At 70.0% G+C, this 12089-nt stretch carries 9 protein-coding genes; 5 read left to right on the top strand and 4 right to left on the bottom strand.

The genetic code is table 11. The features are described 5' to 3' along the window. Positions 1-22: 22 nt before the first annotated feature. The 3 genes from EO081_RS08730 (at position 23) to EO081_RS08720 (ending at position 4432) form a co-directional block, all read left to right on the top strand. On the top strand, positions 23-1366 hold the full coding sequence (locus EO081_RS08730; protein WP_240697618.1) for an MATE family efflux transporter: 1344 nt from the start codon (positions 23-25) through the stop codon (positions 1364-1366). Between the two features lie 91 nt (positions 1367-1457). Next, positions 1458-2675 carry an argininosuccinate synthase gene (locus EO081_RS08725; protein ID WP_129341587.1) on the top strand — a complete coding sequence of 406 codons (1218 nt, stop codon included), beginning with the start codon at positions 1458-1460 and terminating at the stop codon, positions 2673-2675. Between the two features lie 143 nt (positions 2676-2818). Further along, positions 2819-4432, top strand: coding sequence for a hypothetical protein (locus EO081_RS08720; RefSeq protein WP_240697617.1), 1614 nt, complete (start codon positions 2819-2821; stop codon positions 4430-4432). 94 nt (positions 4433-4526) lie between these two features. Here EO081_RS08720 and EO081_RS08715 read toward each other — a convergent pair whose 3' ends face one another. From EO081_RS08715 to EO081_RS17035, 4 genes are all read right to left on the bottom strand, one after another. Further along, positions 4527-5660, bottom strand: coding sequence for a GNAT family N-acetyltransferase (locus EO081_RS08715; protein WP_129341586.1), 1134 nt, complete (start codon positions 5658-5660; stop codon positions 4527-4529). A 62-nt stretch (positions 5661-5722) separates the two neighbouring features. Further along, positions 5723-7066: a mechanosensitive ion channel family protein gene (locus EO081_RS08710; RefSeq protein ID WP_375781659.1), complete on the bottom strand. Its 1344-nt coding sequence runs from the start codon at positions 7064-7066 to the stop codon at positions 5723-5725. Between the two features lie 4 nt (positions 7067-7070). Then, entirely contained in the window at positions 7071-8267 is a 1197-nt protein-coding gene (gene metC / locus EO081_RS08705; RefSeq protein WP_240697615.1) for a cystathionine beta-lyase, read from the bottom strand. Then, on the bottom strand, positions 8264-9088 hold the full coding sequence (locus EO081_RS17035) for a sulfurtransferase (RefSeq protein ID WP_129341584.1): 825 nt from the start codon (positions 9086-9088) through the stop codon (positions 8264-8266). The genes metC and EO081_RS17035 overlap by 4 nt, the downstream gene beginning before the upstream one ends. 117 nt (positions 9089-9205) lie before the next feature. On the opposite strand from EO081_RS17035, the gene queF reads away from it, so the two are divergent. Together queF and EO081_RS08690 are read left to right on the top strand one after the other, a co-directional pair. Next, entirely contained in the window at positions 9206-9652 is a 447-nt protein-coding gene (gene queF / locus EO081_RS08695) for a preQ(1) synthase (protein WP_125961835.1), read from the top strand. 160 nt (positions 9653-9812) lie between these two features. Beyond that, entirely contained in the window at positions 9813-12080 is a 2268-nt protein-coding gene (locus EO081_RS08690) for a glycosyltransferase family 4 protein (RefSeq protein WP_129341583.1), read from the top strand. The last annotated feature ends 9 nt before the right edge of the window (positions 12081-12089 follow it).

The raw sequence follows: 12089 nt of genomic DNA, 5'->3' as shown, positions 1-12089 counted from the left end.
CCGTATCGAACCACCCAGCCCCATGACCACGCCCGCCCCGCTCACCCGCGCCTCGATCTTTCAGCAGGCATGGCCGATCATGCTCGGCCAGACCACCGTGCCGCTGGTCGGCATGGTCGACACGATCGTCGTCGGGCGCACCGGCGATGCCGCCGCCTTGGCAGGCGTCGCGCTCGGCACCACCGTCGTCAACTTCCTGTTCTGGAGCTTCGGCTTCCTGCGCATGGGGATGACCGGCATGACCGCCCAGGCGCAGGGTGCCGGCGATGCGGAGGAGGTGCGGGCCATGCTGCTGCGCGGCCTGGCGCTGGGCTTCGGGCTCGGCGTGGTGCTGTTCGCACTCCAGCTGCTGCTGGTCCCGCTCGCCTTTGCGCTGCTGGCAGGCGGCGGCGCGCTCGATGCGGCGGCCAGCGGCTATGTCGGCGGCCGCTTCTTCGGCGCCCCCGCAAGCCTCGGCGTGTTCGCGCTCAACGGCTGGCTGCTCGGGCTCGGCCGCACCCGCGCGGCGCTGCTGCTCCAGATCGCGATGAACCTGGTCAATGCCGTGCTCGACCTCTGGTTCGTCTGGGGGCTGGGCCTCGGCGCACGCGGCGTCGGCCTCGGCACCGCCTGCGCCGAATGGAGCGCGCTGCTGCTGGGCATCTTCCTCGCGCTGCGCATCCTCGGTCCCGGCGCCCTCGGCGGCCTGAGCGCACGGCTGTTCGATCGCGACACGCTGCGCCGGTTGTTCGCCGTCAACGCCGACATCATGGTCCGCACCGTCGCCCTGCTGGTGCTGTTCGGCTGGTTCGCCAATGCGGGCGCGCGGCTGGGCGAGGTCCCGCTCGCGGCCAACCACGTGCTGATGCAGTTCGTCTCCGTCTCCGCCTTCGTGCTCGACGGCTTCGCCTTCACCGCCGAGTCGCGGATCGGCGAGGCGATCGGCCGCGGCGCCCGCACCGAGCTGCTCCGCGCGACCCGGCTCACGGGCGAGTTCACGCTGGCCGCCGGGGCCGCCTTCGCGCTCCTGATCCATCTCGACGGCGTGCCGCTGATCGCCGCCGTGACCGACCATCCGGAGGTCCGCGCCCACGCGGTCGCGCTGCTCCCCTTCGCCGCGCTGGTGCCGCTGGTCGGCGCCCCCGCCTGGCTGCTCGACGGCGTGTTCATCGGCGCGACCGCGGGCAGGAGCCTGCGCAACGCCGCCGTCGCCGCCACCCTGCTCTACCTCGCTACCGACCTGCTGCTGCGGCCCTGGGGCGCGGTCGGCATGTGGGCCGCGCTGCTCGCCAGCTACGCCTACCGCGCCGCCGGCCTCGGCCTCGCGCTCCCGCGGCTGGTGCGATCCGTCGGCGAGCCGCTTGCGGAAGCGCCGCGCGAGGCATAGAGCGCGCGCGCAACCTGCCCGCGTGAGAAGCGCCGGCCCGCCCTGCCACCGGCACGCGGGCCCCGGTGAGGGCATTTCGGAGAATGAGCTGATGGCCGACAAGATCAATCGCGTGGTGCTCGCCTATTCGGGCGGCCTCGACACGAGCGTGATCCTGAAATGGCTGCAGACCGAATATCAGTGCGAGGTGGTGACCTTCACCGCCGATCTCGGCCAGGGTGAGGAGCTGGAGCCCGCCCGCAAGAAGGCCGAGTTGATGGGCGTGAAGCCCGAGCACATCTTCATCGACGACCTGCGCGAAGAGTTCGTCAAGGACTATGTCTTCCCGATGATGCGCGCCAACGCGCTCTACGAGGGGCTGTACCTGCTCGGCACCTCGATCGCGCGGCCGCTGATCGCCAAGCGCCAGATCGAGATCGCCAAGATGGTCGGGGCCGACGCGGTCAGCCACGGCGCCACCGGCAAGGGCAACGACCAGGTCCGCTTCGAGCTCGGCTATTACGCGCTCCAGCCCGACATCAAGGTGATCGCGCCGTGGCGCGAATGGGACCTCACCAGCCGCACCGCGCTGATCGACTTCGCCGAGAAGAACCAGATCCCCGTCCCCAAGGACAAGCGCGGCGAGAGCCCCTTCTCCACCGACGCGAACCTCCTCCACACCTCGTCCGAGGGCAAGGTGCTCGAGGATCCGTGGGAGGAGGTGCCGGACTATGTCTTCTCGCGCACCGTCAGCCCGGAGGACGCGCCCGACCGGCCGGAGATCATCACCGTCGACTTCGAAGGCGGCGACGCGGTGGCGATCAACGGCGAGGGGCTGTCGCCCGCCAGCCTGCTCGCCAAGCTCAACGACCTCGGCCGCACCCACGGCATCGGCCGCCTCGACCTGGTCGAGAACCGCTTCGTCGGCATGAAGAGCCGCGGCATGTACGAGACGCCGGGCGGCACCATCCTGCACGCCGCGCACCGCGCGATCGAGCAGGTCACGCTCGACCGCGGCGCCGCCCACCTCAAGGACGAGCTGATGCCGCGCTATGCGGAGCTGCTCTACAACGGCTTCTGGTTCTCGCCGGAGCGCGAGATGCTGCAGGCCGCGATCGACTACAGCCAGACCAAGGTCACCGGCACCGTGCGGCTCAAGCTGTACAAGGGCGGCGTCCACATCATCGGCCGCAAGTCGCCCTATTCGCTCTACTCGGAAAAGGTCGTGACCTTCGAGGACGATCAGGGCGCCTATGACCAGCGCGACGCCGCCGGCTTCATCAAGCTGAACGCGCTGCGCCTGCGCCTGCTCGGCCGCCGCGACCGCTAAGGGCATCGCGGGGCCGGTGCATCCGCGCCGGCCCCGTTCCCCTCCCCATGCCGCAGCTCCTGCGCCCCTCCTCGTCGCGCGCCGGGCGACACGCCGACGCGCATTCGCTTGCCGCCGGACAGATGCCGGGTAAAAGCGGGGCCATGCAGGGGAATGGGGCAACGCCACACTGGTGGCAGACGCGGTGGTTCGTGGTCGCGATGGCGCTGCTGGCGGCCGTGCCGCTGCTGTGGCCGGAGATCCCCCCGCTCGTCGACCTGCCCGGCCATATGGGCCGCTACCGCGTGCAGCAGACGATCGGCACCGGCGCCGCCCCCTGGCTCACCGACTGGTACAACTTTCACTGGAGCCTGATGGGCAACCTGGGGGTCGATCTCCTGATCGTGCCCCTCCAGCCGCTCCTGGGCCTGGAACTCGCGGTCAAGCTGATCGTCATGGCGATTCCCGTGCTGACCGCGGTCGGCCTGTTGTGGATCGCGCGTGAGGTGCACGGCCGCATCCCGGCGACGGCACTGTTCGCGCTGCCCCTGGTCTACAGCTACCCGTTCCACTTCGGCTTCGTGAACTTCGCGCTGTCGATGGCGCTCGCGCTCAACGCCTTTGCGCTGTGGCTGCGGCTCGGGCGGCTGGGCAAGCTCCGGCTGCGCGGAATCCTCTTCCTGCCGCTCGGCGCCCTGATCTGGCTCACCCACACCTATGGCTGGGGAACGCTCGGCGTCCTCGCCGCCTCGGCAGAGCTGATCCGCGAGCACGACCGCCGCCGCAACTGGTTCGCCGCGATCTTCCACGCCGGCCTCCACTGCCTGGTGCTCGCCCCGCCTGCGCTGCTGATGCTGCTGTGGCGCTCGGGCCATGTCAGCGGCCAGACCGGCGACTGGTTCAACTGGCGGCTCAAGATGCAGTGGGTCACCATGGTGCTGCGCGACCGCTGGCAGCTCTACGACATCGCCTCGCTCGCGGTGCTCTACCTGGTGCTGTTCAAGGGCGTGCGCGATCCCAACATCCAGTATTCGCGCAACCTCGGCCTGTCGGCGCTGTTCCTGCTCGCCGTCTACCTCCTGCTGCCGCGGATCGTGTTCGGCTCCGCCTATGCCGACATGCGGCTGGTGCCCTATCTGTTCGGCATCGCGCTGATCGCGCTGCGGCCCAAGCCCGGCATGTCGATCCGCCATGCCGCGACGGTCGCGGCGATCGGCCTCGCCATCTTCGTCGGCCGCATCGGCGCGACGACGGCGAGCTACTGGCTCTACGACCGCGACTACGACCGGGAGCTCGCAGGCCTCCCGCACGTGCCGGTCGGCGCCCGCCTCATCACCTTCATCGGCGAGACGTGCCACAACGAGTGGATGATGACCCGGCTGCAGCACCTGCCCGGCATCGCCCTCGAACGCCGTCTCGCCTACGCCAACGACCAATGGTCGATGGTCGGCGCCCAGCTGCTCACCACCCGCTACCCGGCGCGCGGCTTCTCGCACGATCCCTCGCAGATCGTGACGGACGTCCAGTGCCCGCGCGAATGGTGGCGGCCAGTCGCCGGTGCCCTGCACCGCTTCCCGCGCGACAAGTTCGACTATGTCTGGATGATCCGCCCGCCCAGATATGACCGGCGGCTGGAGCAAGGCCTGATCCCGCTGTGGCGCAACGGCAGCAGCGCCGTGTTCCGCATCGACCACCGCCAGCGCGCGGCCACCCTGCTGCCGACCGACCTCTACGGCCCCGTGGGCCGCCGCATCGACCGCCCGACGCGCGAGTCCTGAGGGCACGAGGCAAGGGTGCCCCGGCGAAGGCCGGCGCCCAGTGGGGATGGCGGCGATAAGGGTCCGCGACGCCGGACTGGCGCCTCAGCCGCCTCTACCCCCGCCGGAACGGCGTCAGCTCGCCCAGATACTCCTGCTCGTGCACCACCGCCTCGCGCTCGCGCTCCAGATACTCGGCGACGGCACGGCGGAAATTGGGGTCCGGCAGGTAATGCGCCGACCAGGTCGTGACCGGCGCATAACCGCGCGCGAGCTTGTGCTCGCCCTGCGCGCCCGCCTCCACCCGCCGGAGCCCCCGCGCGATCGCCGCCTCGATCGCCTGGTAATAGCACAGCTCGAAATGCAGGAACGGCACTTCCTCCACCGCTCCCCAATAGCGTCCGTACAGCGCGTCCGCCCCCACCAGGTTGAGCGCGCCTGCGATCGGCCGGTCGCCGCGATAGGCCAGGATCAGCAACACCCGGTCGCCCAGCGCCTCCGACAGCAGCGGGAAGAACGGCCGCGTCAGATACGGCTGCCCCCACTTCCGGCTGCCGGTGTCCTGGTAGAACGCCCAGAACGCGTCCCAATGCGCCTCGGTGATCTCGGCACCGGCCAGGTGGCGGATCTTAAGCCCCTCGACCGCGGCCGCGCGCTCCTTGCGGATCGCCTTGCGCTTGCGGCTGGCGAGCGCGCCCAGGAAGTCGTCGAACCCGGCATAGCCCTGGTTCTCCCAGTGGAACTGGGTCCCCGCCCGCATCAGCCAGCCCGCCGCCTGCCAGCGCGGCAGTTCCTCCGGATCGACGAAGGTCGCATGCGCGGAGGACAGGCCGTTCTGGCGGGTGAGCGTCTCCAGCGCGGCGATCAGCGCCGGTGCCTGGGCAGGATCGCGCAGCAGCAGCCGTGGGCCGGGCACCGGCGTGAACGGCACCGCCACCTGAAGCTTGGGATAATAGTCGCCCCCCGCCCGCCCCCAGGCGTCGGCCCAGCCATGGTCGAACACATATTCGCCCTGGCTGTGAGCCTTGCCATAGGCGGGGGCGATCGCGGCCGGGCGCCCGTCGGGCCCGTCCACCACCACCGGCAGCGGCTGCCAGCCGCTTCGCCCGCCGACCGAGCCGGACCGCTCCAGCGCGGCCAGGAAGCCGTGGGTGAGGAAGGGATTGCCCGTGCCGGCGCAGGCGTCCCAGTCGGCGGCGGGGATGGACAGCACGCCCTCGGCGATGCGCGCGGTGATGGCGGTGCTCACCCCTGCAATCTAGGCACGCGCCCGGCTCCCTCCAAGCACCGGCCGCGCCGTTTTTGCCACGTTCAGGCGTCCGGGCCTGCGGGTGCCTCCGACGGCTGCGGCGGAACCGCGTCCGGATCGGCCGCACCAGGGGCCGCGAAAGCGGCGCCGCCCGCCGGATCGCGCAGGATCATCTCGCGCCGGGGCACCGGGATGACGATGCCGTGCTCCTTGAACAACAGCCACAGCCGGTTGAGCACGTCCGAACGCACGTTGCCGACGCCGCTCTCGGGATCGCTGATCCACACCAGGATGTCGTGCTCGGCGGCATAGTCGCCATAGCTGGTGAGCCACACATTGGGCTTGGGGCTCTTCAACACCCGCGGGCTCTCGCTCGCCGCGCGCAGCATCAGCGCCTGGGCGAGCTTCAGGTCGCTTTCATAGCCGACCTTCACGGGGATGCGCACGCGCACGTTGCGGTCGGTGAAGGACCAGTTCTCCACCTCCTGCGTCATCAGATTCTCGTTGGGGATCAGATGCTCCTTGCCATCGCGGGTGATGACGGAGACGGCGCGCACGCCGATCTTGTTCACCCAGCCGAAGCTCTCCCCCACCACGATCACGTCGCCCGGCTTGATCGACCGGTCCATCAGCAGGATGATGCCCGCGATCAGGTTGCCGACGGTCTTCTGGAGACCAAAGCCGATCGCCAAACCAAGCCCGCCCGAAAACACCGCAAACGTGGTGAGGTCGATCCCCAGCAGGTCGATGCCGAAGAAGAAGGCGACCACCACCGCGCCGATCGCCGCCAGCTTCTGCGCGAGCAGCTTCTGCGTCGCATCCAGGCTCTTGGCGCGTCCGATCGAATGGCTGACCAGCCGGTTCGCGAGCCGCACCAGCGCGTAGAGGCCGACCGCCACCACCGCGACCGACACCAGCGACAGCAGCGACAGCCGCCGCCGCCCGACGTCGAAGCCGACCCGCTCCAGCGCACCGGTCACATTGTCGAACCCGCCGAGCGCATTGCTCAGCACGGCCACGAAGATCACCGCGCCGATCGTCCACGCCGCCCAGCGCGGCAGGTGCAGCCCGCGCAGCACGTCGATCGCGAGCCGCGCGGTCGTCCAGCCGAGCACCAGGCCGATGCCGAACGCCGACAGCGGGTGCCAGCCATAGCTGCCGGCGACGATCGCCAGCAGCGCGGCTGCGACCGCATGGCGCACGATCTGGCAGAGGCGGGGGGCGATCCCCTCCCCCTGCCCGTCGAAGTGGTTGCGCCAGAAGCCGGCGAGCGCGGGGCCGAGCCTTCGGCCCGCGAGCCATCCGAGCGTCAGCGCCAGCAACACCAGCGCCGCCGCGAACAGCGCCTCGATCAGCGCCGGCGTGCCGGGAATGGTGATGCCGAATTCGGCGAGCCGGCTCACCACGCCGTCACCCCCGCGCCGCGCGGAACCGGGCGAGCCCGGCGTCCAGGTCGGCGATCAGGTCGTCCACGTCCTCCAGCCCGATCTGCAGCCGCACCATCGGCCCCTCCGCTTCCCAAGGGGTGGCGCTGCGATAGCGCTGCGGGTCGATCGGCACCGCCAGGCTCTCGAACCCGCCCCAGCTATAGCCGATCCCGAACAGCTCCAGCCCGTCGATCAGCGCCGTCCGCGCCGCCTCGTCGCCGCCCGCGAGCACGAAGGAGAACAGCCCCGAAGACCCGCGGAAGTCGCGCGTGAAGACGTCGTGACCCGGCGTCCCCGGCAGGGCCGGATGCAGCACGCGCGCCACCCCCGGCTGCCCGGCCAGCCAGCGCGCGATCGCGAGCGCACTCTCGCCGTGCCGGTCGAGCCGCACCGCCATGGTGCGCAGCCCGCGCGAGCCCAGATAGGCGTCGTCGGGCGAGACATGCTGGCCCAGCTGGTAGCTGGCGTTGCGCAGCGCCGCGAACTTACCCTGTGCCGCCGTCACCGATCCCAGCATCGCGTCCGAATGGCCGACGACATATTTGGTGCAGGCCATGATCGTATAGTCGACGCCCAGTTCGATCGCCGGAAACAGCAGCGGCGTCGCCCAGGTGTTGTCGAGCAGCGTGGTGACCCCGCGCGCCTTGGCAGCCGCGACGATCGCCGGCACGTCCTGCACCTCGAAGGTCAGGCTCCCCGGGCTTTCCATGAAGATCGCGCGCGTGTTCGGCCCGATCATCTCGGCGATGCCCGCGCCCACCATCGGGTCGTAATAGCGCGTGGTGATGCCGAAGCGCTTGAGCAGCCCGTCGGCCAGGTGGCGCGTCGGGTCATAGGCGCTGTCGACCAGCAGCAGCTCGTCGCCCGGCGACAGCACCGCCAGCAGCGCGGTCGAGATCGCCGCCACGCCCGATGGGTAGAGCAAAGTCGCCTCGGCGCCCGGCTCCAGCTGGGTGAGCGCATCGGCCAGCGACCATTGCGTCGGCGTGCCGCGCCTGCCGTAGAACAGCGTGTGGTGGGTATCCCGGCCCGCAGTCGCGCGCAGCTCCTCGACCGTGTCGTAGAGGATGGTCGACGCCCGCCACACCGGCGGGTTGACGATGCGCTGGGTCCATTCCGGCCGCCGCCCCGCGCCGACGACGCGCGTGCCCGCACCCTTGCCCTCGCCCGCTTCGCTCACAGCGTCACCGTCGCCTTGGGCGTGGTCGGGTCCGACGCCCAGTCTGTCCAGCTGCCGTCGTAGAGCGCGGCGTCGCGGCCGAGCAGGTGGAGCCCGAATGCCAGCACCGCCGCCGTCACCCCCGAACCGCAGGTGGTGACGATCGGCCGATCGAGATCGACGCCGGAGTCCTCGAACGCCGCGCGCAGCGCCTCGCCGCGCTTCCACGTGCCGTCCTGGGCGAAGAGCTTGCCATAGGGCAGGTTGAAGGAGCCGGGGATGTGCCCGGTCGGCAGCCCGCGCGGGTCGAGTTCGGCGCCGCTGAAGCGCGCCGCCGAACGGGCGTCGAGCAGCTGCTCGCCACCGCTGTCCAGGTTCGCGCGCACATCGGCCTTGCTCCGCATCCGGCTGGGATCGAAGTGCAGGTGGCGCGTCACCGTGTGGGGCGCGCCATGACCGGTCTGGAGCGGCCGTCCCTCCGCGCGCCATTTCGTGATCCCGCCATCGAGCAGGCTCGCCGCCACCCCATAGCGCTTGAGCAGCCACCAGGCGCGCGCCGCGCTTCGATAGGGCGAGTCGTCATAGAGGACGATCGTCGCGCCGTCGTCGATCCCCAGCGCACCCAGCAACCGGGCGACGCCGGCGGTCGCACCTTCGGCCGCCGCCTGGGAGAGATGGCCGAGGTCGAGAAAGGCGGCTCCGGGAATATGCCCGGCCGCGAACTCCGCGGCCGCATCGCGCCCCTCGGCGCCCAGCGTTCCGAACCAGGTCGCATCCAGCAGGTGAAGCCCGGGGCTCCCCAGCTGCGCCGCCAGTTCGTGTGTGGTCACCAGCGCGTCCATGCCGTCTCCTTCGCTGCGTCGCCTCGTGCTCTACGCATCGCCGCCGGTCCCGTCGAGGCATCGGAAAGGCGGATCGCCCCGTTCCCTTTCGGGGGCCGGCATCCTACATGCGCGCGCATGACTCCAAAGCATCTGGGCCAGAGCAGCGGGCTTCCCGCATCGCCGGAACAGGCCGAACTCGACTATGTCCCCAACCCGCGGGAAGGCTCGCGCTACTGCGTGCGCTTCACCGTGCCCGAATTCACCTCGCTGTGCCCGGTCACCGGCCAGCCGGATTTCGCGCATCTGGTGCTCGACTATGTGCCCGACGCCACCATCGTCGAATCCAAGTCCCTGAAGCTGTTCCTGGGATCGTTCCGCAACCACGCGGCCTTTCACGAGGATTGCACGGTCGGCATCGGCGAGCGGCTGTTCGCCGAGATGAAGCCGCTGTGGCTGCGCATCGGCGGCTATTGGTATCCGCGCGGCGGCATTCCGATCGACGTGTTCTGGCAGTCGGGCGAGCCGCCCGCGGGCGTCTGGATTCCGTCGCAGGACGTCCCCGGCTACCGCGGGCGCGGCTGAAGTTCCTGACGCGGCGCAGCAGGATAGAAGCGCTTTTTACCCTGCTGCGTCGGTTTTCCGATATTGCACTGCACCATCGGTGAAACTAACTTCCGTCTCACGCATTTGCCTGTTGTAGCCGGCGAGTGTTTCGCCGGCCTTTCCAGCGTGAGGGACGTGGATGGCGCCGAGTATCGCCGCACCGGGTGGCATGGATCACATCGCCCTGATCGGCAACTTCTTGCCGCGCAAGTGCGGCCTGGCGACCTTCACCACCGACACCTACAACGCGCTCAAGCAGCGCTTCCCGGACCTCAAGGTCGACGTCTATGCGATGGACGACCGGCCGGGCCTGCACGCCTATCCGCCCGCGGTTACGCACAGCATCCCGCAGAACGACCGCGCCGCCTATAGCGAGGCTGCGCGCCGAATCGCGGAGAGCGGGGCGAAGGCGCTGTGGGTCCAGCACGAATACGGCATCTACGGCGGTGCGGCCGGCGACTATCTGCTGGCGCTGCTCGACCGGGTCACCGTTCCCGTCATCGTCACCCTCCACACCATCCTGGAGAAGCCCAGCGCCGACGAGCGCCGGGTGATGGACGCGCTGCTCCGCCGTGCCGCGCGCGTGATCGTCATGGCCGACAAGGGTCGCGAGATCCTGACCCGCGTCCACGGCGTCGATCCGCGCAAGCTCGTGATGATCCCGCACGGCGTTCCCAACCGCGCCTATGTCGAGCCCGCGTCCATGAAGGGCCGGTTCGGCTGGGCCGATCGCGACGTGATCCTGACCTTCGGCCTGCTCGCGCCCAACAAGGGCATCGAGACCATGATCGAGGCGCTTCCGGCGGTCGTCGGCGCGCACCCGCGCGCGCTCTACGTGGTGCTCGGCGCCACCCACCCGCACCTCGTCGAGCATGAGGGCGAGGCCTATCGGGATCGGCTGAAGGCGCTCGCCGCCGAGCGTGGCGTCGCCGACAACGTCGTCTTCGTCGACGCCTTTGTCGAGCACGAGGAACTGCTCGACTATCTTCAGGCGGCCGACCTCTACGTCACCCCCTACAGCAATCCGGCCCAGATCACCTCGGGCACGCTTTCCTATGCCGTGGGCATGGGCAAGGTCGTGATCTCGACGCCGTACGTGCATGCCAGCGAGATCCTTGCCGACGACCATGGCGTGCTGGTGCCGTTCGGCGACAGCGGCGCCTTTGGGCGCGAGATCAACCGCCTGCTCGGCAACGCGACGGCCCGCCATGCGCTCGCCGAGCGCGCCTATGCGCATGGCCGCACGATGCTGTGGCCGCGCCTGGCGGAGCGCGCGATGGCGGAGGTCGCCGATGCGGTCGCGGCCCTCCCCCACCGCATCCCGCGCACCAACGAGCTCGCCCCGCTCAAGCCCACCATCGCCGCGGTCGAGCGGATGAGCGACGCCACGGGGATGCTCCAGCATTCGATCTTCTCGATCCCCGATCGACGCCACGGCTATTGCATCGACGACAATGCCCGCGCGCTGATCCTGATGCACCGCATCGACGAGCTCAACGAGGCGACGCGCGACAAGTGGACCAGCGTCTACGCCGCCTTCCTCCAGCACGCCTGGAACCCGGACGCGCGGCGCTTCCGCAACTTCATGAACTTCGACCGCAGCTGGTGCGAGGACGAGGGTTCGGAGGATTCGAACGGCCGCGCGCTTTGGGCGCTGGGCGTCACCGCGCGCGAGGCGCGGGCGCGCAAGCATCGCGACTGGGCGATCGCGCTGTTCGACGCCACCGCCGGCATCGCGCTGGAACTCGGCAGCCCGCGGGCGCGCGCCTTTGCAATGCTCGGCGCCGCCGCGATGCTCGACGTCTATCCGGGCCACCCGCTCGCGCGCGACATCCTCACCCGCTTCGGCGGCGAGCTTGTGGAGCTGCTCCACGAGACCCGCCGCCCCGAGTGGCAGTGGTTCGAGATCGTGCTGGCCTATGACAACGCGCGCCTGCCCGAAGCGATGATCCGCGCCGGCCAGACGCTGGAGCGTCCCGACCTTCTCCAGGTCGGGCTGGAGACGCTCGACTGGATCGTCGCGCGCCAGACCTCGCCGGAGGGGCGTTTCCGCGCGGTCGGTACCGAGAGCTTCCACCGCCCCTATGCGGACCCGCTCCCCTTCGATCAGCAGCCGCTGGAGGCGCAGGCCACCATCGACGCCTGCATCGCTGCGCATGAAGTCACCGACGACGAGCGCTGGGCGGTCGAAGCGATGAAGGCCTATCGCTGGTACCTCGGGGTCAACGACCTCGACCTGCCGCTCGCTTCCGGCGCGGATGGCGGCTGCTTCGACGGCCTGATGCCGCACGGGCTCAACCAGAATCAGGGCGCGGAGTCGATCCTCGCTCTGCAACTCGCCTCCTGTGCGATTTCCCGGCTTTCAAAGCGCCCCCCGGTCGTGGCAGAGGGCCGCGCCGTCGCCTGAACGGGCGAA

The sequence above is a fragment of the Sphingomonas desiccabilis genome (genome assembly GCF_004135605.1).
Taxonomy (GTDB): domain Bacteria; phylum Pseudomonadota; class Alphaproteobacteria; order Sphingomonadales; family Sphingomonadaceae; genus Sphingomonas; species Sphingomonas desiccabilis.
Note: the sequence above shows the minus strand (reverse complement) of the source record. Positions and strands in the feature narration are given on the sequence as shown.

Bases quoted from the DNA above. Each gene is read 5' to 3' on its own strand.
- queF (WP_125961835.1), top strand. From the start codon at position 9,206: ATGACTCCAAAGCATCTGGGCCAGAGCAGCGGGCTTCCCGCATCGCCG.
- EO081_RS08690 (WP_129341583.1), top strand. From the start codon at position 9,813: ATGGCGCCGAGTATCGCCGCACCGGGTGGCATGGATCACATCGCCCTG.
- EO081_RS08730 (WP_240697618.1), top strand. From the start codon at position 23: ATGACCACGCCCGCCCCGCTCACCCGCGCCTCGATCTTTCAGCAGGCA.
- EO081_RS08725 (WP_129341587.1), top strand. From the start codon at position 1,458: ATGGCCGACAAGATCAATCGCGTGGTGCTCGCCTATTCGGGCGGCCTC.
- EO081_RS17035 (WP_129341584.1), bottom strand. From the start codon at position 9,088: ATGGACGCGCTGGTGACCACACACGAACTGGCGGCGCAGCTGGGGAGC.
- EO081_RS08720 (WP_240697617.1), top strand. From the start codon at position 2,819: ATGCAGGGGAATGGGGCAACGCCACACTGGTGGCAGACGCGGTGGTTC.